Here is a 21296-nt window from a genome sequence, read left to right as displayed (position 1 = left end):
CCAAACTGTCGCCGCCTTGGGTAGCTTCACGTTCGTGCCCGCGCTGACGAACCGCCAGATCCTGCTGCGCCAACGCCCGACCGGGCTCGTGCAACCCGCCGACACCGAGCTGATCACCACGGCCGCACCCGAGCTCGCCGACGGCGAGGCGCTGCTGCGGACCACCTATGTGGGTCTGGACGCCGCCGTCCGCACCTGGCTCGACGATCAGCCGAGCTACCTGCCGCCAGTGCAACTCGGCGAGGTGATCCGTGCCGCGGGGATAGGCGAGGTGGTCGAATCGCGGTGTGCGGCGTTCGCGAAGGGCGACATCGTCACCACTCTCACCGGCTTTCAGGACTACGCGATCATCCGCGACGACGTGTTCAGCACGCCCATCCCCGGCGAAACGGACCAGCTGGCCATCATGAGCGTGTACGGCCCGACCGGCGCGACCGCCTATTTCGGGATGACCGACATCGGCCGCCCGCAGGATGGGGAGACGGTCGTGGTGTCGGCCGCGGCCGGCGCCACCGGCTCGGTGGCCGGGCAGATCGCCAAGATCGCCGGGGCCCGGGTCATCGGCATTGCCGGCGGACCGGACAAGTGCCGGGCCGTGGTCGAGGACTTCGGCTTCGACGCGTGCATCGACTACAAGAGCGACGACATCCCCGCCGCCCTCAAGGCGCACTGCCCCAAGGGCGTCAACGTCTATTTCGACAACGTCGGCGGCCCGATCCTCAACGCGGTGCTCGGCAGGCTGGCGCCCAAGGCCAGGGTGGTGTTGTGTGGCGTCATCTCCAGCTACCTGACCGGCGAGCATCCCGGGCCGGCCAATTACGTCAACCTGCTGGCGAAAACCGCCTCGATGCAAGGGTTCAACGCCCTCGACATGTGGGGCCGCTTCGACGAGGCGTTCGCCGATCTTCGCCGCTGGGAGTCCGAGGGCAAGCTGGTGCACCGCGAGACCGTCTTCGACGGGCTCGAATCGTGTGTCGACGCGCTCAACGGACTGTTCACCGGCGCCAACATCGGCAAGATGCTGGTGAAGGTCAGCGAGCCGTCAAGCCTCTGAAGACATTTGAGCTCAGCGGCGCAGATCGACCAGCACCGGTGCGTGATCACTGGGCGCAGGGTCGCCCTTCTTGCCGGGACGGCGTTCGTCCTTGACGATCTCGGCATGGGTCACCCGCTGTGCCAGCCCCGGTGAGCCGAGGATGAAGTCGATGCGCATGCCGCGGCGCTTCTGGAAGGCCAGCTGGGTGTAGTCCCAGTAGGTGTAGACCCCGGGACCGGGTGTGTATTGGCGGACCACATCGGTGAACTTGGTGTCGATGAAGGCGTTGAACGCCTTACGTTCTGGCTCCGACACATGGGTGGCGCCGTCAAAGGCCGCCATGTCCCAGACATCCTCGTCAGTGGGTGCGATGTTCCAGTCGCCGACCAGGGCGATCGGCTGCTGCGGATCGCTGTCCAGCCAGGCTTCGGCGGTATTGCGAAGGGCGGCAAGCCATTCCAACTTGTACTGATAGTGCGGATCGGCCAGGGTGCGGCCGTTGGGCACATAAAGGCTCCACACCCGCACGCCGTCGCAGGTGGCGGCCAGCGCGCGGGCCTCGGCCTTGGCGTCCGCCCCGTCTTTACTCCAGGACGGCTGGCCGTCGAAACCGACCTCGACGTCATCGAGGCCGACCCGGGAGGCGATCGCGACGCCGTTCCACTGGTTGAACCCGCAGTGCACCACTTCGTAGCCGGCCTCGAGGAACGGCATGGTGGGGAACTGGTCGTCGGCGCACTTGGTTTCCTGCATCGCGAGTACGTCGACGTCACCACGTTGCAGCCAGCTGACGACCCGGTCCACCCGCGTGCGAATCGAGTTCACATTCCAGGTGGCGATGCGCAGGACGTCGTCGGGCATGGGCTACACCCTACGTCCGGTCAACGACACGGCATCGACGTAGCGATGGTGATGGTGCAACCGGAAACCCAGCGCGTGATACAGCCTGATCGCACCGTCGTTTTCGCTCAGCACCTGCACATACGCCCGGGTCGCGCCGAGCTGCGCACCCCAGCGCATCAGCGCCGCGCACAACCGTCGGGCATGGCCTTGCCTGCGCTGTTCGGCCCCGACGTGCACCGCCGAGATCCCCAGCCAGCAGGCGCCGTCCGGCGCGGTCGTCACCGCCCCGCGCCCGACCGCGGCGCCGGAGGCGGCGAACACCACCTCGCCGTCCACGACCGCGGTCAGCACATCGGTGGGCACGTCGCGTGCGTAACCCGTCAGCCACGCCGCATCCGGGCGATCCAGCAGCGCGACCGCCGGATCCGGGACGGCGTCGGTGAGATCGGTGACCATCACCCGGGTGTGCTTGACGCCCTCAGCTCGAATCGGCAGCAGCCGCTCCGGCAGCGCCAGCCACGGCTGCAAACCCCGTTGGCGATACCAGTCGATGATCGGCGGCAGGGCCGCAATGGTCGCCGAGAAATCCAGCGGCACAGCCGAGTTGGCCCGGCTGGTGTACCCGCCGCCGGCACGCAACAGCCACCCGTGCTGCCAGCTCTGCTCGGTGCCCGGCCAGGCCAGCGCCGCCGCGTGCTCCAGCGCACGAATTTCGGAGGCCCGCACCGGAACCACGCTGAGCTCGCGTACAGCCACCACATCGGCGGGCGCGACCTCGACAAGTCCGTCGGATTTGGTGCGCACCACGATCACCGGATCGAGCGCCTGCAGTTCGCCGATCACGTCGGTCATGGGCGGCGTCGTGCCCGCGGGCAGGCGATAGCGAACGCTCACCCGGCTGCCGACCGGCGGCAGGCTCGTCATCGGATCAGTGACCGAACGGGTCGGGCACCTCGCCGGGCGTCCACGACAGGCCGGGCACACCCCAGCCGTTCTTCTTCACGGTCTTCTTCGCTGCCCGCGCGTGCCGGCCGATCAACTTGTCGACGTAGAGGAAGCCGTCGAGGTGGCCGGTCTCGTGCTGCAGCATGCGAGCGAACAGGTCGTGGCCCTCCAGAGTGACCGGATTGCCGTCGGCATCCAGACCGGTCACCCGGGCCCACTTCGCCCGGCCGCACGGAAACGACTCGCCCGGTACCGACAGGCAGCCTTCGTCGTCGTTGTCCGGGTCGGGCATCGTCTCGGGAATCTCCGAGGTCTCCAGCACCGGGTTGACCACCACACCGCGGTGGCGGGTGGTCTTGCCGCGTTCGTCGGCGCAGTCGTAGACGAATACCCGCAGTCCGACTCCGATTTGGTTGGCCGCCAGCCCGACTCCGTTGGCTGCGTCCATCGTGTCGTACATATCCTTGATCAGATCGGCCAGATCTTGCGGCAGCGAACCGTCGGCTCCGACCGGCACGGGTTGGGTCGGAGTGTGCAGAACGGGATCGCCCAGAATCACGATTGGTCTGACTGCCATGATCGGCAAGCTTAAGTCAGCCGACGCGCGGGCTTGGCTGCCGTCCCAACCGGCTCCACCGTGATTGAATGAGCGCCAAGCAAAGGGATGTCTTTTCCAGGTCTTCGAAAGGGTCAGCAGATCGAAATGGACGGCGCCATGGCACGGGCCGAGCGGTCTAATGACGACGCTGACCTTCCCGATGGGTTGACTCGCCGCGAATACGACATCCTGGCCTTCGAGCGGCAGTGGTGGAAGTACGCCGGCGCCAAGGAAGAGGCCATCAAGGAACTCTTCTCCATGTCGGCCACCCGCTACTACCAGGTGTTGAACGCCCTCGTCGATCGCCCCGAGGCGCTCGCCGCCGATCCGATGCTGGTCAAGCGGCTGCGACGGCTGCGGGCAAGCCGGCAGAAGGCGCGTGCGGCCCGCCGGCTCGGCTTCGAGGTCCCCTGATTTTTCTCCGTTGGCGGGCGCCCTGGTTACAGTGGGCGCGATGAACGACCGCGTTCCGGACTCCTCCGGCCTGCCGCTGCGGGCCATGGTGATGGTGCTGCTGTTCCTGGGTGTGATCTTCCTGCTGGTCGGTTTCCAGGCCATGGGCTCGGGCAGCGACACCAGCAGCGACGACACCTCGGTGCGCACCGTCACCACCACGACCAGCAAGACGTCGGCCGCGCCGGCGCCCAAGGCCGACGTGCGGGTGTTCAACGTCGGTGAAGGCGAAGGTGCGGCCAGCCGCATCGGTGACCGGCTGCGTGAGGCCGGCTGGAATGTCACCGAGACGACCAACCTTGAGGTGCCGCCGCTGCCCGCGACGACGGTGTACTACGGCACGACCGACGGGGAGCAGGCCGCTGCCGAGGCGGTGGGGAAGGTGCTCAGCGCCCCGGTGGCACCAAGAATTCCAGAAATTGCCGAGCAACCACCGGGCGTCATCGTTTTGGTGACCGGATAGGCTTCGGCACATGGTCAAGACTGTGAGCCCGTTGAGAACTGCCGCCGCCGTCCTGTTCGTTGCTCCCGTCGCGTTGCTGAGCGCGTGTAGCCCCAACGAACCGATCGCATCGCAGCCCGGAACCACGCCCCCGGTGTGGACCGGGTCCCCGGCTCCGGCCGCCGCGGGCGAGGAGTCGCACGGCGCGCCGGAGGCCCCCGCCGGCCACGGCGACACCCTGACCGCACAGATCAAGACCGCTGACGGCACCCAGGTCGCCGCGGCCACCTTCGAATTCACCGACGGCTTCGCCACCGTGACCGTGCAGACCACCGGCACGACCAAGCTGACGCCCGGCTTCCACGGCCTGCACCTGCACTCGTTCGCCAAATGCGAGGCCAACTCCGTCGCCCCGGCCGGCGGTGCGCCCGGCGACTTCCTCTCTGCCGGCGGCCACTTCCAGGCCGGCGGCCACACCGGGCATCCCGCCAGCGGCGACCTGGCCTCGCTGCAGGTCCGTGATGACGGCTCGGCGATGTTGGTGACCACCACCAGCGCGTTCACCAAAGAGGATCTGCTGGCGGGCGACGGAACGGCGATCATCATCCACGCCGATGCCGACAACTTCGCCAACATCCCGCCTCAGCGCTACCAGCAGATCACCGGCGGCGCGCCCGGCCCCGACGAAACCACCATGGCCACCGGCGACGCCGGCAAGCGGGTGGCCTGCGGTGTCATCGGTACCGGCTAAGCCGGCAGCGGGGAAACCCGACCGCATCGACTTCGCCGGCTCACCCCGGCCGACGCTCGGCGTCGAGTGGGAGTTCGCTCTGATCGACGCGAAGACCCGCGATCTGAGCAACGAGGCGGCCGCAGTGATCGCCGACGTGGGGGAAAACCCGCGCATCCACAAGGAGTTGCTGCGCAACACCATTGAGGTCGTCACCGGTGTCTGCGACACCGTCGACGAGGCAATGGCCGACCTTCGTACCACGCTGGGCAGCGCACGCGAGATCGTGCACGACCGCGGAATGGAGCTGTTCTGCGCGGGCACTCACCCGTTCGCGTCGTGGTCGGCGCAGAAGTTGACCGACGGACAGCGCTACGCCGAGCTGATCAACCGGACCCAGTGGTGGGGACGGCAGATGCTGATCTGGGGTGTGCACGTGCACGTCGGAGTGTCCTCGGCGCACAAGGTCATGCCGATCATCTCCTCACTGCTCAACCAGTATCCGCATCTGTTGGCGCTGTCGGCGTCCTCGCCGTTCTGGGCGGGCGAGGACACCGGCTATGCCAGCAACCGGGCGATGATGTTCCAGCAGTTGCCGACGGCGGGTCTGCCGTTCCAGTTCGAGAAATGGCGGCAGTTCGAACGGTTCGTGCACGACCAGAAGACCACGGGCATCATCGACCACATCAACGAGATCCGTTGGGACATCAGACCGTCGCCGCATCTGGGCACCGTCGAGGTGCGGGTGTTCGACGGTGTCTCCAACCTGCGTGAGCTGTCGGCGCTGGTGGCGCTGACGCACTGCCTGGTGGTCGACCTGGACCGCAGGCTCGATGCCGGTGAGCAGCTGCCGGTGATGCCGCCCTGGCATGTGCAGGAGAACAAGTGGCGTGCGGCCCGCTACGGGCTGGACGCGATCATCATCTTGGATGCCGACAGCAATGAGCGGCTGGTCACCGAGGATCTCGACGACCTGCTGACCCGGCTGCAGCCGGTCGCCGAATCGCTGCACTGCGCAGACGAATTGGCTGCCGTCGCCGATATTCCGCGGCGGGGAGCGTCGTATCAGCGCCAGCACAAGGTGGCCGACGACAATGGCGGGGATCTGCGCGCGGTGGTTGACTCGTTGGTCGGGGAGCTGGATGTATAGGAGGCGCCCGTGAGGATTCGTCGAATGGGATTGGCGGTGCTGGCCGCCACGGTGGTGCTGGCCGGTGGCGGCTGCGCCAAGGCGATCACCGGCACTCCGGTGGCCACGCCGGGGGAGGCGGGCAAGGGCATGGTGCCGGCCGACCTGCTCACCACGACCTGCCGTGAGTACCTGACCATGGACACCGTCACGCGGCGCGAGGTGATCGCAGAGATCGGCAAGAGCGGCAACCAGTTGGTCGCCATGAACCCGCAACTGTGGGCCGGGGTGGCCGCCGCGCTGTGCGGATTCGTCGATCCCAGCGCGCCGGTGAAGGACGTGGTGATGGGGCAGGGCATCCGCTAGCCATGGCGGCCCAACCGATGTTCCCGCTGCAGTCGGCACTGTTACCGGGAGAATTGTTGCCGCTGAGGATCTTTGAGCCTCGATACTCTCAGCTGGTGGCCGACTGCCTGGCGATGACCGACCCGGCGTTCGGCGTCGTGCTGATCACCCGTGGCCGTGAGGTCGGCGGCGGGGATGCCCGCAGCGATGTCGGCACGTTGGCCCGCATCGTCGAATACGCCGACCAGGGGATGGGCCGCTACCAGTTGAAAACTGTTCTCGGTGAACGTATCCGGGTGCTCGAATGGCTGGACGATGATCCGTACCCGCGGGCCGTCGTCGAACCCTGGCCCGACGAGCACGGCCCGCCGGTGACGCCCGAGCGGATCGGTGAGGTCATCGACAAGATCCTCGCGCTGTTCGAACGAATCGTCTCCACCCGCGGTGGCCAGCTGCGGCCTGATGCGCTGGCCGTCGAACCGGAGATCGCCGACGATCCGTCGCGGCACATCTACGAGCTGGCCGCGCGAGTGCCGATGGGTCAGGCCGACCGGTACGCGGTGCTGGCCGCGCCGACGTTGGCGCAGCGCGTCGACGTGTTGATCGATGCGATCGAAACCGTCACGGCCCTGGTCGAATTCCAGATCGCCGACGAGGATTCGTAGACGCTCGACTTGCTCCGCGATAGCGCCCGCGCGGCGCTGTCGGGGTGGGATGGCACCATCGGTGAATGACCTCGATGGAGCGGCCTATGCCGCCGCTGAATGCCGATGAGCGCACCACACTGGAAAGTTGGCTGGACTTCTACCGCGTGACCTTGGCCACCAAATGCGAAGGTCTCGAGGACGAGCGGCTGCGCTTCGCGTCAGTGTCGCCGTCGCAGTTGACGTTGTTGGGCTTGCTTCAGCATGTCGCAGAGGTGGAGCGTAATTGGTTCCGTCGCGTACTCGCGGGAGAGCAGGCGCCGCCGATTTTCGGACCATCCGATCAGCCCGAGGGTCGCGACGGTGGGTTCGCGGTCACCGCGCAATCGTCATATCGCGCCGCGGTGGAGATCTGGCAGGACGAAATCAGGCACGCGCGCGCGAACTGCGCGGCGCGGGCGCTCGACGACACCAGCCCGTTCATGGGCAGCGCGGTGAGTCTGCGCTGGATCTACATCCACATGGTCGGCGAGTATGCCCGCCATTGCGGGCACGCCGACCTGATTCGTGAACGCATCGACGGGGCCGTCGGTGTCTGAATCGATGGCCGTCCCCTATCCGATCCACGTCGCTGCGATGCGGCCTCAGGCGCCGCGGGAGTGACCGGTGAGCTCTGCGAGCAGGCTCAGAGCTTCCTGGCGTCGAGCAGAACCGTATCGGGCACCGGGTCCTCGAGTCCCTCGGGAGCCGGCCGTTGGTAGTGCGCCATCAGGTCGGCCGCGGCGATCGTGCTGACTTCCCAGCCGCGTTCGGTCAGCCACTTCGCAACGTCAGTGCGGGCCTCCATGTACCAGAGCCGGGTGACGTCAGAGACCTCCGGTCGACCAGCCTCGGCGGCAGCGCGACGGGCCTCGGCCATCCGTTCTCGCCGCCGGGCCAGCTGCTCGGCGGAGTAGAACACCTCCCCGAACGCCTCGACCGAGAGATGGCTGCCCCGCGCGCTGAGCGTGTGGATCTGTTCGAACAACGTGTCCTGGGCGGTGGCGGGCAGGTATGGCAGGAGCCCCTCGGCCGACCATGCAGTCGGGGTGGACGGGTCGAACCCGGCCTTGCGCAACGCCGTTGGCCAGTCGTGCCGCAGATCCACCGGCACCGCCGCGTAGCGAGCGGCAGGACGGGCTCGATGGTCGGCCAGTACGCGCTCCTTGAACTCGAGCACCCTCGGCTGGTCGATCTCGTAGACCGTGCTGTCGTCGATCCACGGCAGCCGCCAGGCGCGGGTGTCGAGGCCGGCGGCCAAGATCACCGCCTGGTCGACACCGTTGGCGCCGGCCGTGGTGAAGAACTCGTCGAAGAACTTCGTCCGCGATGCGATGTAGGCGGCCATGGCCTGTGCGCGCACCGGGTCCTCGTCGAGGAACGGTGAACGCCAGCCCGCCGCGATCGCGGTCTCGACGAAGAAGTGCGCGTAGGGATCGGTGTAGAGCGGGCACTTGGCGTCGGTCTCGGCGGCCCGGGCGCGGGCGACGCTCAGCGCGGTGGCGCCGACGCTTTCGGTGATGTCCCAGGTGTCGTCGTCGGTTCGGCTCACGGCTTCGGCTTCGTTCTCTCGGTGTCGTCGCGCATCTCGTCGACGGTCAGCTCATCGCTCACCTTCTGTTCACGGTAGGCGAGCTGTCCGACGCGGTGCGCGACGACGGGCGCTGTGATGAGGGTGAACATCGCGGTCAGTATGAGCATGCCCACGTCGACGTTGCCGGACAGGCGGATCGCGGCGCCACCGAGCACCAGCAGCAGCCCGAGCACCTGTGGTTTGGTCGCCGCGTGCATCCGGGTCAGGGTGTCCGGAAAGCGCAGGACGCCGATGGCGGCGGTCAGCGCCAGCGCCGAACCGGCCAACACCAATACTCCGGCCAGTACGTCGAGGGCACTCATACTTCGCGCTCCCGTCCCGGTGACTTCCCCGCGATATCGGGCACGCGGAAGCGGGCGACGCTCACCGAGCCGACGAAGCTGATCAACGCCAACGCCGCCAGGCTGTAGGTGACGGTCGTGTCGAGGCTGAACGCTGCCCACGCGGCGACGCCGCACATCGTCACCGCCACCAGGGTGTCGACGGCGACCAGCCGGTCCAGTGTGCTGGGGCCAGTCAGCAGGCGGAGCATCGTCACCGCGGCCGCCGCGACCAACATTATTCCGGAGAGAATCCACACCACCGTCATGCGCGATCTGCCTTCGCTGCTCGCTGAACCGTCACGAGACCTCCTCGGATTCGCTTGCTGCAGGGCGCCATTCGGAGTCGCGCTCGAATGCGGCGATCAACAGCCGCTCGAGCTGGGCCACCTGCCGGTAGAACTGTTCCACCGCGCGCTCGTTGCCGACGTCGAGCACATGCACGTAGACCAGCCGCCGGGACTGGTCTATCTCCAGCACGATCGTGCCCGGGGTCAGGTTCATGATGTTGACCGCCAGGGCCAGCACCAGGTCGGACTTTAGCGCCAGATGCCCGCGCAGCACCGCGGACCGCGGCGGGCGGCCGGGTCGGATTGCCAGCCAGGCAACTTGTATCGAGGACTGTGCCAACCACCACGCCACATTGAGCACCAACCACATCAGCGACAGGGGGTGTAGCCGGCCCTGCACCGGAACCGACGGCAGCGGCAGCAATAGCGTGATGGCCAGCGCCACGACCAATCCGGAGAGCACGTTGGCCGCCGACACGCTGCCCCACAGCAGCACCCACACCATCGTCAGCCACACCAGAATCCAGATCCGCAGGGTCAGTGTTCTCATCACGGGCTCATCTCCGGCGTCCCCAGCACCGCCGTGATGTACTGGCCGCGGTCGAGCACCTCGTGTGCGGCGCGGTCGGTGTAGCCGAAGATCGGACCGGCGGCGACCGTGAGTGCGATCCCGACGGCGATCAAACCCATTGTGGGAGCCAGCATTCCGACCGGCATCCGGCCGACGTCGTCGCGATCGTCGAAGGCGACGTCTTCGGAGTAGTCGTCGAGCAGCACCGACGGTGCGGAGTCGGCGAGCTCGCCCTCGGGTGCGTCGGCCCGAGCCCGCCAGAACGCCTTGGTCCACACCCGTGACACCACGTACAGCGTCAGCAGACTGGTCAGTACCGAACCCACGACCAGCAGCCAGGACAGCACCGAGCCGTTGGCGGTACCGGCCTCCAGCAGCGCCACTTTGCCGATGAAACCCGAAAAGGGCGGAATACCACCGAGATTCAACGCCGGAACTATGAAGACGAACGCCAGCAACGGGCTGGCGGCAGCCAGCCCACCCAGGCGGCGCAGTGTCGAGGCGCCGGCCTGCCGTTCGATCAGGCCGACGACCAGGAACAGCGTGGTCTGAACGACGATGTGGTGGGCGACGTAGTAGATCGCTCCTGACATGGCGAGCTGGCTGGACAGTGCGACGCCGAACACCATGTAGCCGATGTGGCTGACGAGGGTGAAGGACAGCAGGCGCTTGATGTCATTCTGGGCGATCGCGCCCAGGATGCCGACAAGCATCGTCAGCAGTGCGGCGACCAGCAACACGTTGTCCAGTCCGCCTGCGGGGAACAGCAGCGCGTGTGCCCGGATGATCGCGTACACACCCACTTTGGTCAGCAAGCCGGCGAAGACGGCGGTCACCGGTGCCGGTGCGGTGGGGTAGGAGTCCGGCAGCCACGCCGACAGCGGGAACACCGCGGCCTTGATGCCGAATGCCACCAGCAGCACTGCGAAGATCGCGCTGCGGGTGCCGTCGCTGATGTCATGCAACCGCAGCGACAGCTCGGCCATGTTCAGCGTGCCGGTCGCCGCGTAGACCAGGGCCAGGCCGATCAGGAAGATCAGCGAGGACACCATCGACACCATCACGTAGGAGATGCCCGCGCGAACCCGATCCTTGCTGGCGCCGATGGTCAACAGCACGAAGCTCGCCGACAGCAGCACTTCGAAGCCGACGTACAGGTTGAACAAGTCACCTGCCAGGAACGCGGTGCAGACGCCGGCCGAGAGCACCAGGTAGGTGGGCAGGAATATCGACACCGGCTGGTGTTCATCGCCGTCGCGGATGCCCTGTCCGATGGCGTAGAACACCACCGCCAGCAGCACGATCGCCGACACCACCAGCATCAGGGCCGAGAGCCGGTCGGCCACCAGGGTGATGCCCAGCGGCCCGAGGCCCGCTTCGGTCGGGCCCCAGCCGCCGACGTGCAGGGCCTGGGTGCCGTCGCGGTCGGTGAGGTACAACAGCACCGAGCACACCGCCAGCACCCCGGTCAACGCGGCGAGGGTGATCAGCCGCTGCAGGCGCGGCCTACGGCCGGCGATCAACGTCAACGCGGCCGCCACCAAAGGGATCAGCACCGGCAGCGGCATCAAAACACCCAAGGTTGTCATCGCGAGCCCTCGTGCCCGGGCAGCGCGTCGAGCTCGTCGGGTTCATCGGTATCGCGCTCGGCCACCGGCTGGGGGACGTCTTCGTCAACCGAGGAGGCTTCCTCATCGGACAGCTTCGAGACCCGGGCGTCCTCGGGGTCGATATCCACTTCCTCCTGGGTGGTCAACCGGAACGACCGGTAGGTCAGCGCCAGGACGAATGCGGCGATACCCATCGCGATGACGATCGCGGTCAGGATCATGCCCTGTGCCAGCGGGTCGGCCGTCGTCGTCTCCGAACCGCTCGTGCGCCCCCGGATGGGCGGGTTCCCGCTCTCGCCGCCGACGGTCAGGATCAGCAGGTTGACGGCGTTGCCGACCAGTAGCAGACCCAGCAGCATACGGGTGAGATTGCGGGAAAGCAGAAGGTAGACACCACAACTGGTGAGCCCACCGATGATGACGAGCGGAACCAGGTAGACGATCATGACGCCCTCGCCTTCACGGCGGAACGAGCGACGATGACCTCTTCGTCGATGCGCGCCCCGAGGCTGCGCAACACGTCGAGCACCAGTCCCACCACGATGAGGTACACCCCGAGGTCGAAGAACAGGGCGGTCACGAACTTCACCGTGCCGAGCAGCGGCAGGTGCAGCGTGATCACCGCCGAGGACAGGGCCGGCGCACCGAGCAGCATCGAGCCGACGGCGGTGCCGCCCGACAGCGCGAGCCCGGCGCCGAGGATCTTGCCGGCGTCCAGCGGAAGCGTCTCACCGAGTTCGTAGCGTCCACCGGCCAGGTAGCGCAGCACCAGCGCCAGGCCGGCGGTCAGCCCGCCGGCGAACCCGCCGCCGGGGGTGTTGTGCCCGGTGAAGAAGAAGTAGACCGACAGCACCATGATCAGCGGGAAGATCATCCTGGTGGCGACCTCGAGCACCAAAGAGCGGTTGCGCGGATCGCGCAATTCGCTGCCGCGCAGCCAGGTGGTGTCGCCCGCAGCGGGGCTGTAGGCCGTCGACGGCAACAGGCCGATGTCGGGCTGGCCGGCGTCGGAGACCCGCGGTGCGGCGCCGAACCGGCGGTTGCGGAACACCAGCGATGCGACGCCGGTGGCGGCGGCCACCAGGACCGAGATCTCGCCCAGGGTGTCCCAGGCGCGGATGTCGACCAGCAGCACGTTGACGGTGTTGGACCCGTGGCCGCGGTCGTAGGCGGCGTCCGGCAGAAGGTCGGCGATGGGCGTGCCGGTGCGGGCAGCCATCGCGAACACCGCGAGCGTGGTGACGCTGGCGCCGACTGCCAGCGACAGCGCGATGCGCGGCATGCGGAAGCGCTTGGCTTCTTCGGCCTCGGCGGGCAGCGTCCGCAGCACCAGCACGAAAATGACCAGGGTGAGGGTCTCTACCAGGAATTGGGTGAGCGCCAGGTCGGGGGCGCCATGGAAGGCGAAGATCGCACCGCAGCCATAACCGGTGATGCCGACCAACAGGACCGCGGCCAGCCGGTTGCGCATGATCGTGGCGGCCACTGCGGCGGCCAGGATGAGCAGACCCACCACCGGCTGCACCAGCGAGTCCCACAGCCGGAACTGCGGGTGGTTCCTGGCGCCGACGGCCAGCACGGCGATGGGGAACAACACCAGCGTCGACAGGATCACCGACTGGGTGACCGGAATCGAGCCGCGCTGGGTGACCGCGGTGAGCCGGACGGATACGAGGTCAGCACCGCGGATGACCGCGTCGTAGATCCGGTCGGCGTTACCGAGCGGCTGCCATGCGCCTACCCTGGCGCGGCGGAGGCGGTCGCGGCTGAAGAACGCGGCGATACCGATCGCCAGCACCGCCGCCGAGAGCACCAGCGGCAGGCCGATCCCGTGCCACAACGCCAGCGTGTAGTGCCCGTCGTCGGCTCCGGCGGCGGGCATGGTCTCGGCGTAGCCGTCGAGTGTGGTGTCCAGGTAGCTGGGCGCCACCCCGAAGAACAGGCCGGCCGCGGCCAGGATCGCGGGCGCGAGCAGGAATGCGGGCGGCGGCCGGTGCAGATTGGCGACCAGACTGGTCGGGCCCGCGGATCCCTTGCGCGCGAACGCACCCCAGAGGAATCGAAGGCTGTAGATGGTCGTGAAGACCGAACCGATCGCCACCCCGGCGAGCACCACCGGCGCCCAGCCGCCGAGTGACTCGCTGTGCGCGATGGATTCGAAGTCGGCCTCCTTGGCCACGAAACCCAGGAACGGTGGCAGTGCGGCCATGCTGGCGGTCGCGCCGGCAGCGATGACGAACAATCCGGGCATCCGGCGCCCGAGCCAGGCCAGCCTGCGGATGTCACGGGTGCCGGTCGAGTGGTCGATGACGCCGACGACCATGAACAGCGTCGCCTTGAACAACGCATGTGCGCAGAGCATGGCCAGCCCGGCCAGCATCAGATCCCGCCCGCCGCCACCGACCATGACGGTGATGAAGCCCAACTGGCTGACCGTGCCGAACGCGAGGATCAACTTGAGGTCGTATTCGCGGACCGCGCGCCAACCGGCCAGCAGCATGGTCACCACGCCGAGCGTGATGACGGTGGGTCGCCAGCCGGGGGAGTCGGCGAACCCGGGCGCAAGCCGGGCGACCAGGTAGACGCCGGCCTTGACCATGGCGGCGGCGTGTAGATAGGCGCTGACCGGGGTCGGGGCGGCCATGGCGCCGGGCAGCCAGAAGTGGAACGGCACGATGGCCGATTTGGACAGGGCGCCGATGAGTACCAGGACGACGGCGACCGCGACGGCCGTACCGTGCGGCGGTCTGGCCACGAGCTCGGAGAGCAGGTAGGTACCGGCCGCGTGCCCGAGGATGATGATCCCGGCCAGCATGGCCAACCCGCCCGCGGTGGTGACCAGCAGCGCCTGCATGGCGGCCCGGCGGCTGGTGGCCCGCTCGGCATAGTGCCCGACGAGCAGGAACGACAACACCGTGGTCAGTTCCCAGAAGGTGTAGAGCAGCAGCATGTTGTCGCTGACCACCAGGCCGAACATGGCTCCGGAGAACGCGACGAGTTCCGCGGCGAAGCTCGGGAGCCGGTTCTCGGTGTGGCCGTCGCGGTGGTGGAAGTACTCCGCGCAGTAGAACAGCACCAGCGCGCCGATACCGAGCACGAGCACGCTCATGACGGCGGTGAGCGTGTCGAAGCGCAGCGTGATGTTCATCGACAGCTCTGGCACCCACGGGATGTCCACCGATGCGGGCGGATCGTCGTTGGGCCAGTTGAGCGCCACCCAGATCAGTGAGGCCGCCGGGACGAGCGCGAGAGGGTAGAAAGCCAGCCGTCCCCATCGCTGGACGAGCGCCGGCGCCACGGCGGCGGCGATCGCATGCGCGATCAGGATGACGAGCATGGCACTCCGATCTGGCTAGCTGTCGGTCGGGGTGTCAGCCAAGGTGTTCGGCTATGTCCTGTCAACAGTCTACGGGGTTGACCCCCTCGCAGATTTCCGGGCCGGAGTGCCGCGGTGCTCAAACTTTGCGGGTCGGCTCCGAAATAGCTTGAGCAGCAATGCGTCTCAGCATCTTTCGGACGACGATCCGGTGTCCACCGGACCCGATCACCAGCGCGCGGTAGAGCTTGCCCCTGAGGCCGGGGAAGGCTGCCCAGGTCTGCGCGACGACGCGGGTGCCGCCTTCGGCGTCGTCGGACAGCAGGAAGATCAGCCGATACACCGAGAACCAGTGCCGTCCCTTGCACGCGAGGCGGTCCGGCTCCTCGGCGGCATCGAGGACGAACCCGAACGGGACCGTCGCGGGATCGGCGGGGTTGGTGCATATGGTGCGCAGCACTGCGTGCCACGTCGTGACCCGGTCTGCGGGGACGCGTATGGCATGCTCATCGATATAGGGTAAACGTTCCATATGGAAGGACTGTACTAGATCGTGGCGCCACCCCGAAAGCACGAGACCGACGTCATCCTCGACGCGGCGCGCGGGCTGCTCCTCGCCGAGGGGCCGCGGGCGGCCAGTGTCGCGGCGATCGCGAAAGCCAGCGGCGCCCCGGTGGGCACCCTCTACCACCGATTCGGCAATCGCGACGGCGTGGTGACGGCGGTGTGGTTGCGCGCGCTGGAGCGCTTCCAGGCCAGGGTGATGGCGGCGGCCGGCTCAGATCCGGTGGATGTCGCGGTCCAGATGGCGGTGGCTGCGGTCGGCTTCGCAACGGACTGCAACGAGGATGCCCGCCTGCTGTTGACCATCCGGCCCAGTGATCTGCGCGACGCCGAACCCGACCCGGAGTTCACGGCGACGGTGGCGGCGATGAACGCACCGCTGGCCGACCGGGTGGCCGTGCTGGCTCGCCAGCTGTACGGCGATGGCGACACCCGCAGCGTCGACGCCGTCACCAGGGCGGTCGTCGACCTGCCCTACGCGGTGGTGCGCAGGCACGCGTACGACGAGGGAATGCCGCCATGGGTGGCGGCCGATCTGGCCGCATCCGTTCGGGCCGTGTTGACGGCCCACCGGACGAGTTCGGGCTAACGCTGCATGTAGGTGATCGTCTGGACGGCGTTGGCGGCCGGGTTCTCCGTATACAGGACGTCGGTCGTGCCGGTTGCGCTTGCGCTGATGCGGGCCCGGCTGGCATCGGCGCGCGCGGCGATGGCGATACCCCCGGAGTTCATCAGGTGCTCGGGATGGCGATACGCGAAGTTGCAGTTGGCCGGACCGCCGCCTGCTCGGCTCTTGCCTTTCAGCAATCCGGTTGCGCCAGAAGCAATCCGCTGCGGACAGCTCGCGACATTGGCGCTGACCTCCGGCACAAAGATCAAGTCGTGGCCGCATGAGTTCGTGAGTTCGACTGCCCACCCGTTGTAGTTCGGTCCCCAGAGGTCGGGCCACTGGACAACCACAACCTGCGTGAGCGGGGTCTGATTGTGGATCTCTAACTCCCACCCATCCCGATTGGTGCCCCAGTCGAGTTGGGCCAGCTGATCGGGGACTGCATTCATCGTCGCGTTCACGGTTTTCCTTCTGTCGCATGCCAAGTGGCATAACGATGCCGCAGAAGGTGCGCGCTGCGCGTCGGGTGATCGGTGGGCAGCGGGGATGAAATCGTTGTCCCCCGATCGGAGTACCGACGCCTACCGGCAGAAGGTTCGCACCGGGAGCGCGTGTCCCAGCAGCCCGACGGCTCCACCGAGGATCGGCCAGACAGGCCAGAAATACGCGAAAGAACCCGTGGTGAGTGCGACGGCCAACCAGACGGTCAGGACGATCGCGACCATTGCCGCGTAGCCGGCCAGATGGATTCGCACCGAGGTGCGGGCGGCGTTTCTGCGGGCGGCGATGCGACGAGGGTCGATGCGGCGCAGGTGTTCGACGGGAAGGTCGGCGAGGACCCGTCGAAGCTCGTCGGCGGTCTCTGCGGCGAAGGCCGCTTGAACCCGGGTCTCGTATTCCGCGAGGTCGAAATATCCCTGGCCGAGGGCCTGGGACAGCAGGTCAGCGGTGGTCTGGCGATCGCGATCGCCGACTCGGACGGACGTGATGCTCATACCGTCCTACTCTGACATGTCATAAATGGAGTGTCAACGGGTGGGGTTGAATTGGGGCATGGTCGAACAGGATCGTGTCGTCAGTGCCAGCAGGCGGATCGCCGCACCCGCGGCAGCCATCTTCGAGCTGATCGCCGACCCGGCACGCCAGCCCGAATGGGACGGCAACGACAATCTCGCGCGGGCTTCGGCCGGCCAGCGGGTGCGAGGCGTCGGGGAGATGTTCACGACGACGCTGACCCAGGGCGCCGACCGGGAGAACCATGTCGTCGAATTCGACGAGGGCAGATTGATCGCCTGGCGGCCGTCCGAGCCCGGCAACACACCGCCGGGGCATCTGTGGCGCTGGCAGCTCGAACCCGTCGACGATGTCACCACCGTCGTCACGCATACCTACGACTGGACCGATCTGGCCGACCCCAAGCGTCTGCCGCGTGCGCAGGCCACCACGGCCGACAAGCTGGCGGCCTCGATCGACCGGCTCGCCGCACTCGCCGAACGGAGTTAGCGGCCCGCGGCAAAAGCGCGCAGCGACTCCACTTGAGCCGAATCCAGTGACGGCCGAACCGCTTCGCGGGCCTTGGCCACGTCGGCGGCGGTGACGTCGGCAGCGTCGATCGAGCGGCGCATCGCGGTCAGTGCGGCCTCGCGCAGCAGCGCCACGCAGTCTGCTGCGCTATAGCCGTCCAGCTCACCGGCCAGTGCGTCGAGATCGACCTCCGGCGACAGTGGCACGGATTTACCTGCCGTGCGCAGGATTTCGCGTCGGGCGTCGGTGTCCGGCGGCTCGACGAACACCAGCTTCTCCAGCCGTCCGGGGCGCAGCAGCGCGGGGTCGATCAGGTCGGGACGGTTGGTGGCACCGAGGACCACCACATCACGCAGCGGCTCGATCCCGTCGAGTTCGGTGAGCAACGCGGCTACCACCCGGTCGGTGACCCCGGAGTCAAAACTCTGCCCGCGCCGGGGAGCCAGTGCGTCGATCTCGTCGAGGAACACCAGCGACGGTGCGGAATCCCTTGCCCGGCGGAATAATTCGCGGACTGCCTTCTCGGAGGAGCCGACCCACTTGTCCATCAGTTCGGCGCCCTTCACCGCGTGCACGCTGAGCCGGCCGGAACTGGCCAGCGCGCGCACCACGAACGTCTTGCCGCAGCCCGGCGGGCCGTAGAGCAGCACGCCCTTGGGCGGTTCGACGCCGAGACGGGCGAAGGTGTCCGGATGCTGCAGCGGCCACAGCACCGCCTCGGTCAGCGCTTGTTTGACCTCGACCATATCGCCGACGTCGTCAAGGGTGACGGAACCGACCGAGACCTCCTCGGTGGCCGAGCGTGACAGCGGGCGAATGACCGTCAGCGCCCCCTTGAGGTCCTCCTGGGTAAGGGCGGGCGGCTTACCGTCCTCGCTCGCGCGGGCGGCCGCCCGCAGCGCCGCCTCCCGGACCAGCGCTGCCAGATCGGCGCGAACGAATCCCGGTGTGCGCTCGGCAATCTCGTCGAGCGCCAGGTCCTCGGCAGGCACATCGCGCAGCAGCACTTCCAGCACCGCCTTGCGCGTCGCGCCATCGGGCAGGCTCAGGCCGAGCTCACGGTCGCAGAGATCCGGTGCACGCAGCCGTGGATCCACCCCGTCGGGCTGCTGAGAGGTGGCCACCAGCGCCACCCCGGGTGTGGCCACGGCCTTGCGTAACTCGGCCAGGATCAGCGCCGACACCGGCTCGGCCGGGGTGGGCAGCAGCGCGTCGATATCGGTGACCAGCAGTACGCCACCGCCGCTGACGACGGTGGCGACGGCCTCGGCGACGGCACGCTGGCGATCCTGTGCGGCCAGCGCGCCGGTGTCGGGCCCGTCGAGTTCGACGAGACGCCGCCCCGCGCACACCGCGCGCACCAGGGTGGCCTTGCCGACCCCGGCCGGACCGGTGACCAGCACACCCAGAGTCGGTTTGGCGCCGAGCTTTTCCAGCAGTTCGGGCTCGTCGAGCGCCAGCTTGAGCCACTCGGTGAGCCGGCCGGCCTGCACATGCTGGCCCTTGAGGTCGTCGATCGACACCGCCGGGGCCTGCGGCCACACCATCGGCGGGCTGACGGCTGCGGCGAGTGCGGGCGGCGTGGACCCCGCTACCGCGTCACCCCAGCTGACCGACGAATTCGGTTGCACGCTCACCGGTCCCGCTGGATCGGTGCCCGTGACGGTCAACAGCTCGGAAGTCCAGGTGATCCCCACCGACGACGCCAGCGCGGAGCTGGCCGCCGTCGTCGACGTGCCGGGTCCGAGGTCCCGCGGCAACAGCGACACCGTGTCACCGACCGTCAGCACCTTGCCCAACAGCGCCTGTCGCAGGGTCGCCGACGACACCGACTGGGTCGCCAGAGTGGAGCCGCGCAGGGTGACCGATCGCGCGCCGTAGACGGTGACCGGCGCGACCAGCACCGCGGTGGCCTCGCGCAAGCCGGCGTTGGACAGCGTGACGTCGTCGAGTAGCGCAGTGCCCGCCGGCGTCCCCGGCGGCGCCACCGCGGCGACAGCGGTGGTGGTGCGAGAGCCGGTGAGCGACACCGCATCCCATTCACGAATGCCGAGGGCGGCGATCGCCTCGGGATGGAGGCGCACCACACCGCGACGGGTATCGAGCGCCGAGGTGTTCAGTCGTGCCGTCAGCGCCAGGTTTGTTGCCACGGTCAACCGCCCGGCTTACGAAGACCGAGCCGGGTCACCGAACGGCGGTTGGGCTGGCCGCGGCGGCTCGCGCGTCGCGCTGCGCGCCGCTGTTTGGGGGCGTCGTTCCAGGCCTCTGGGCGGGCCGCGACCCAGCGTTGGCTGTAGACCGTGAACGGGATGATGCACAGGTAGCCCGCGATGATCAGGAGGACCAGGATGTAGGGGAACAACAGCAACGCCGCGGCGGCGGCGGCGATGAGGATCAGCAGGATCGGTGCGGCGTTGGCCGGCATCTTCACTGCCTTGAGCGCCAGCGTCGGAACCCGGCTGATCAGCAGCGTGGCGTTGGCGGCGAACCAGAAGCAGATGAACCACGGTGAGGTCCACCAGCCGTGGCCGAACTGCAGCATTGCGGCGAGCGGGCCGATCACGCCGACCGCGCCACACGGTGCGGGCATGCCGGTGAAGTACTCCCGCGTGTAGGCAGGCCGGGTGTCGTCGTCGAGCAACGCGTTGAACCTGGCCAGGCGCAACACGATGCACACGGCGTAGAGCAGCGCGAAGATCCAGCCGACCGGCGACGTCGGCAGCAACGTCACGTAGACCACCAGCGCGGGTGCGACTCCGAAGTTCACCGCGTCGGCGAGCGAATCGATCTCGGCGCCCATCCGCGACTGAGCGTCCAGGGCGCGCGCAATGCCGCCGTCGATACCATCGAGCACCGCCGCGGCGCCGATCAACGCGAGGGCGATGTGCGGGCGTCCGTCCAGGGCGAACTTGATCGAGGTGAGCCCCGCGCAGATGGCCAACACCGTTGTCGCACTTGGCAGGATGCGCATGGCGGACGGGCGCGGCGATTTGATCATGGCAGTTGCGCCAGCACGGTCTCGCCGGCGGTCGCGCGCTGGCCGGGGGACACCAGCAGCGTGGAGCCTTCCGGCAGGTAGGTGTCCAGCCGTGACCCGTACCGGATCAGGCCGTAGGTGTCGCCGATCGCCACCGAATCGCCGGGGTGGACATCGCACACGATGCGCCGTGCGACCAGGCCGGCGATCTGCACGGCCACCACCTCGGCGCCGTCGGGAGTGCGGATGATGATGCTGTTGCGCTCGTTGTCTTCGCTGGCGGCGGGTAGGTCGGCCGAGACGAACCGGCCGGGCCGGTAATGCACCGCGGTCACCTGGCCGCCGACGGGCGCCCGCTGCACGTGCGCGTCGAACACTGACAGGAAGATGCTGATCCGCGGCAGGGGCTCGGCGGGAAGGCCGAGTTCGGCGGGCGGGACCGCAGTGTCGACGAGGCAGACCTGGCCGTCAGCGGGCGCGACGACCACACCCGGCCGGGTCGGTGGGACGCGGTGGGGGTGGCGGAAGAACGCGGCGTTGGCGCCGGCGGCGACCAGAGCCGCGCTGCGTACCCAGCGATGGCGCCGGCCGAGCGCGGCGACGGCCAGGCTGGCGCCAACGAACGGCAGGCCCGCCGGGTGCATCGGTGGCACGGTCGAACGGACCAGATCAAGCAGATGTGCTGCTTCGGATGTGCGTGGTCGTCTGGCCATCGG

Annotated in this window: 26 protein-coding genes; 10 read left to right on the top strand and 16 right to left on the bottom strand. The window is 68.0% G+C overall.

Features of this window, described 5'->3' with window-relative positions:
• Positions 1-34: 34 nt before the first annotated feature.
• Positions 35-1054 (top strand): NADP-dependent oxidoreductase, encoded by a 1020-nt coding sequence (locus tag HPC46_RS01120; RefSeq protein ID WP_179466360.1) that lies wholly within the window; start codon positions 35-37, stop codon positions 1052-1054.
• Positions 1055-1066: 12 nt separating this feature from the next.
• Here the strand turns inward: HPC46_RS01120 and HPC46_RS01115 are convergent, their stop codons facing one another.
• The 3 genes from HPC46_RS01115 to HPC46_RS01105 are packed head-to-tail and all read right to left on the bottom strand — an operon-like array spanning position 1067 to position 3401.
• Positions 1067-1882, bottom strand: coding sequence for an exodeoxyribonuclease III (locus HPC46_RS01115; protein ID WP_179466527.1), 816 nt, complete (start codon positions 1880-1882; stop codon positions 1067-1069).
• Positions 1883-1900: 18 nt separating this feature from the next.
• Positions 1901-2803, bottom strand: coding sequence for an N-acetylglutamate synthase, CG3035 family (locus tag HPC46_RS01110; RefSeq protein WP_179466359.1), 903 nt, complete (start codon positions 2801-2803; stop codon positions 1901-1903).
• 4 nt (positions 2804-2807) lie between these two features.
• Positions 2808-3401, bottom strand: coding sequence for a peptide deformylase (locus tag HPC46_RS01105; RefSeq protein ID WP_179466358.1), 594 nt, complete (start codon positions 3399-3401; stop codon positions 2808-2810).
• 126 nt (positions 3402-3527) lie between these two features.
• On the opposite strand from HPC46_RS01105, the gene HPC46_RS01100 reads away from it, so the two are divergent.
• The 7 genes from HPC46_RS01100 (at position 3528) to HPC46_RS01070 (ending at position 7764) form a co-directional block, all read left to right on the top strand.
• A complete protein-coding gene (locus HPC46_RS01100) occupies positions 3528-3836 on the top strand; it encodes a nucleoid-associated protein NapA (RefSeq protein WP_099246410.1) in 309 nt (102 codons plus the stop codon).
• 40 nt (positions 3837-3876) lie between these two features.
• On the top strand, positions 3877-4338 hold the full coding sequence (locus HPC46_RS01095) for a LytR C-terminal domain-containing protein (RefSeq protein ID WP_179466357.1): 462 nt from the start codon (positions 3877-3879) through the stop codon (positions 4336-4338).
• A 10-nt stretch (positions 4339-4348) separates the two neighbouring features.
• Positions 4349-5068, top strand: coding sequence for a superoxide dismutase[Cu-Zn] (sodC, locus tag HPC46_RS01090; RefSeq protein ID WP_179466356.1), 720 nt, complete (start codon positions 4349-4351; stop codon positions 5066-5068).
• Entirely contained in the window at positions 5049-6197 is a 1149-nt protein-coding gene (locus HPC46_RS01085; protein ID WP_179466355.1) for a glutamate--cysteine ligase, read from the top strand. Before sodC ends, HPC46_RS01085 begins: the two co-directional genes overlap by 20 nt.
• Positions 6198-6206: 9 nt before the next feature.
• Entirely contained in the window at positions 6207-6542 is a 336-nt protein-coding gene (locus tag HPC46_RS01080) for a hypothetical protein (RefSeq protein ID WP_005143239.1), read from the top strand.
• Positions 6543-6544: 2 nt separating this feature from the next.
• Entirely contained in the window at positions 6545-7186 is a 642-nt protein-coding gene (locus HPC46_RS01075) for an LON peptidase substrate-binding domain-containing protein (RefSeq protein WP_179466354.1), read from the top strand.
• 65 nt (positions 7187-7251) lie between these two features.
• On the top strand, positions 7252-7764 hold the full coding sequence (locus HPC46_RS01070; protein ID WP_179466353.1) for a DinB family protein: 513 nt from the start codon (positions 7252-7254) through the stop codon (positions 7762-7764).
• A gap of 86 nt (positions 7765-7850) precedes the next feature.
• Here HPC46_RS01070 and HPC46_RS01065 read toward each other — a convergent pair whose 3' ends face one another.
• The 8 genes from HPC46_RS01065 to HPC46_RS01030 form a co-directional block, all read right to left on the bottom strand.
• Positions 7851-8756 (bottom strand): SAM-dependent methyltransferase, encoded by a 906-nt coding sequence (locus HPC46_RS01065; protein WP_179466352.1) that lies wholly within the window; start codon positions 8754-8756, stop codon positions 7851-7853.
• Positions 8753-9100 (bottom strand): monovalent cation/H(+) antiporter subunit G, encoded by a 348-nt coding sequence (gene mnhG, locus HPC46_RS01060; RefSeq protein ID WP_179466351.1) that lies wholly within the window; start codon positions 9098-9100, stop codon positions 8753-8755. Before mnhG ends, HPC46_RS01065 begins: the two co-directional genes overlap by 4 nt.
• On the bottom strand, positions 9097-9387 hold the full coding sequence (locus HPC46_RS01055; RefSeq protein WP_179466350.1) for a monovalent cation/H+ antiporter complex subunit F: 291 nt from the start codon (positions 9385-9387) through the stop codon (positions 9097-9099). The genes mnhG and HPC46_RS01055 overlap by 4 nt, the downstream gene beginning before the upstream one ends.
• A gap of 31 nt (positions 9388-9418) precedes the next feature.
• Positions 9419-9958, bottom strand: a complete 540-nt coding sequence (locus HPC46_RS01050; RefSeq protein ID WP_179466349.1) for a Na+/H+ antiporter subunit E — start codon at positions 9956-9958, stop codon at positions 9419-9421.
• Entirely contained in the window at positions 9958-11568 is a 1611-nt protein-coding gene (locus tag HPC46_RS01045) for a Na+/H+ antiporter subunit D (protein ID WP_179466348.1), read from the bottom strand. The genes HPC46_RS01050 and HPC46_RS01045 overlap by 1 nt, the downstream gene beginning before the upstream one ends.
• A complete protein-coding gene (locus HPC46_RS01040; RefSeq protein ID WP_179466347.1) occupies positions 11565-12035 on the bottom strand; it encodes a Na(+)/H(+) antiporter subunit C in 471 nt (156 codons plus the stop codon). The genes HPC46_RS01045 and HPC46_RS01040 overlap by 4 nt, the downstream gene beginning before the upstream one ends.
• The gene (locus tag HPC46_RS01035) at positions 12032-14926 is read right to left on the bottom strand and encodes a Na+/H+ antiporter subunit A (protein ID WP_179466346.1); all 2895 of its coding nucleotides are present in this window, start codon (positions 14924-14926) and stop codon (positions 12032-12034) included. The genes HPC46_RS01040 and HPC46_RS01035 overlap by 4 nt, the downstream gene beginning before the upstream one ends.
• Positions 14927-15044: 118 nt before the next feature.
• Positions 15045-15437: a hypothetical protein gene (locus HPC46_RS01030; protein ID WP_179466345.1), complete on the bottom strand. Its 393-nt coding sequence runs from the start codon at positions 15435-15437 to the stop codon at positions 15045-15047.
• Positions 15438-15458: 21 nt separating this feature from the next.
• On the opposite strand from HPC46_RS01030, the gene HPC46_RS01025 reads away from it, so the two are divergent.
• Positions 15459-16058, top strand: coding sequence for a TetR/AcrR family transcriptional regulator (locus HPC46_RS01025; RefSeq protein ID WP_005143254.1), 600 nt, complete (start codon positions 15459-15461; stop codon positions 16056-16058).
• On the opposite strand, the gene HPC46_RS01020 is transcribed toward HPC46_RS01025, so the two are convergent.
• Both HPC46_RS01020 and HPC46_RS01015 read right to left on the bottom strand, forming a co-directional pair.
• The gene (locus HPC46_RS01020; RefSeq protein ID WP_179466344.1) at positions 16055-16540 is read right to left on the bottom strand and encodes a hypothetical protein; all 486 of its coding nucleotides are present in this window, start codon (positions 16538-16540) and stop codon (positions 16055-16057) included. The genes HPC46_RS01025 and HPC46_RS01020 overlap by 4 nt on opposite strands.
• 120 nt (positions 16541-16660) lie before the next feature.
• Positions 16661-17074, bottom strand: coding sequence for a DUF1707 domain-containing protein (locus HPC46_RS01015; RefSeq protein ID WP_179466343.1), 414 nt, complete (start codon positions 17072-17074; stop codon positions 16661-16663).
• A gap of 58 nt (positions 17075-17132) precedes the next feature.
• Between HPC46_RS01015 and HPC46_RS01010 the strand changes: the two genes are divergently transcribed.
• Positions 17133-17582 (top strand): SRPBCC family protein, encoded by a 450-nt coding sequence (locus HPC46_RS01010; protein WP_179466342.1) that lies wholly within the window; start codon positions 17133-17135, stop codon positions 17580-17582.
• Here the strand turns inward: HPC46_RS01010 and HPC46_RS01005 are convergent.
• From HPC46_RS01005 to HPC46_RS00995, 3 genes are read right to left on the bottom strand one after another with little or no spacing between them, the layout of a single operon-like run.
• Positions 17579-19753, bottom strand: coding sequence for an AAA family ATPase (locus tag HPC46_RS01005; protein WP_179466341.1), 2175 nt, complete (start codon positions 19751-19753; stop codon positions 17579-17581). The two genes, HPC46_RS01010 and HPC46_RS01005, sit on opposite strands and share 4 nt — an antisense overlap.
• A 2-nt stretch (positions 19754-19755) precedes the next feature.
• Positions 19756-20601, bottom strand: a complete 846-nt coding sequence (locus HPC46_RS01000; RefSeq protein ID WP_005143262.1) for a CDP-alcohol phosphatidyltransferase family protein — start codon at positions 20599-20601, stop codon at positions 19756-19758.
• Positions 20598-21293 (bottom strand): phosphatidylserine decarboxylase, encoded by a 696-nt coding sequence (locus HPC46_RS00995; RefSeq protein WP_179466340.1) that lies wholly within the window; start codon positions 21291-21293, stop codon positions 20598-20600. Before HPC46_RS00995 ends, HPC46_RS01000 begins: the two co-directional genes overlap by 4 nt.
• Positions 21294-21296: the final 3 nt, after the last annotated feature.

Origin of the sequence: Mycolicibacterium vinylchloridicum (assembly GCF_013404075.1) — a bacterium.
GTDB lineage: Bacteria > Actinomycetota > Actinomycetes > Mycobacteriales > Mycobacteriaceae > Mycobacterium > Mycobacterium vinylchloridicum.
Note: the sequence above shows the minus strand (reverse complement) of the source record. Positions and strands in the feature narration are given on the sequence as shown.

Excerpts from the sequence above, each read along its gene's own strand:
- HPC46_RS01015 (WP_179466343.1), bottom strand. The coding sequence starts at position 17,074 with ATGAGCATCACGTCCGTCCGAGTCGGCGATCGCGATCGCCAGACCACC.
- sodC (WP_179466356.1), top strand. The coding sequence starts at position 4,349 with ATGGTCAAGACTGTGAGCCCGTTGAGAACTGCCGCCGCCGTCCTGTTC.
- HPC46_RS01010 (WP_179466342.1), top strand. The coding sequence starts at position 17,133 with ATGGTCGAACAGGATCGTGTCGTCAGTGCCAGCAGGCGGATCGCCGCA.
- HPC46_RS00995 (WP_179466340.1), bottom strand. The coding sequence starts at position 21,293 with ATGGCCAGACGACCACGCACATCCGAAGCAGCACATCTGCTTGATCTG.
- HPC46_RS01100 (WP_099246410.1), top strand. The coding sequence starts at position 3,528 with ATGGACGGCGCCATGGCACGGGCCGAGCGGTCTAATGACGACGCTGAC.
- HPC46_RS01045 (WP_179466348.1), bottom strand. The coding sequence starts at position 11,568 with ATGACAACCTTGGGTGTTTTGATGCCGCTGCCGGTGCTGATCCCTTTG.
- HPC46_RS01050 (WP_179466349.1), bottom strand. The coding sequence starts at position 9,958 with ATGAGAACACTGACCCTGCGGATCTGGATTCTGGTGTGGCTGACGATG.
- HPC46_RS01110 (WP_179466359.1), bottom strand. The coding sequence starts at position 2,803 with ATGACGAGCCTGCCGCCGGTCGGCAGCCGGGTGAGCGTTCGCTATCGC.
- HPC46_RS01070 (WP_179466353.1), top strand. The coding sequence starts at position 7,252 with ATGACCTCGATGGAGCGGCCTATGCCGCCGCTGAATGCCGATGAGCGC.
- HPC46_RS01030 (WP_179466345.1), bottom strand. The coding sequence starts at position 15,437 with ATGGAACGTTTACCCTATATCGATGAGCATGCCATACGCGTCCCCGCA.
- mnhG (WP_179466351.1), bottom strand. The coding sequence starts at position 9,100 with ATGAGTGCCCTCGACGTACTGGCCGGAGTATTGGTGTTGGCCGGTTCG.
- HPC46_RS01035 (WP_179466346.1), bottom strand. The coding sequence starts at position 14,926 with ATGCTCGTCATCCTGATCGCGCATGCGATCGCCGCCGCCGTGGCGCCG.
- HPC46_RS01075 (WP_179466354.1), top strand. The coding sequence starts at position 6,545 with ATGGCGGCCCAACCGATGTTCCCGCTGCAGTCGGCACTGTTACCGGGA.
- HPC46_RS01055 (WP_179466350.1), bottom strand. The coding sequence starts at position 9,387 with ATGACGGTGGTGTGGATTCTCTCCGGAATAATGTTGGTCGCGGCGGCC.
- HPC46_RS01095 (WP_179466357.1), top strand. The coding sequence starts at position 3,877 with ATGAACGACCGCGTTCCGGACTCCTCCGGCCTGCCGCTGCGGGCCATG.
- HPC46_RS01105 (WP_179466358.1), bottom strand. The coding sequence starts at position 3,401 with ATGGCAGTCAGACCAATCGTGATTCTGGGCGATCCCGTTCTGCACACT.
- HPC46_RS01000 (WP_005143262.1), bottom strand. The coding sequence starts at position 20,601 with ATGATCAAATCGCCGCGCCCGTCCGCCATGCGCATCCTGCCAAGTGCG.
- HPC46_RS01040 (WP_179466347.1), bottom strand. The coding sequence starts at position 12,035 with ATGATCGTCTACCTGGTTCCGCTCGTCATCATCGGTGGGCTCACCAGT.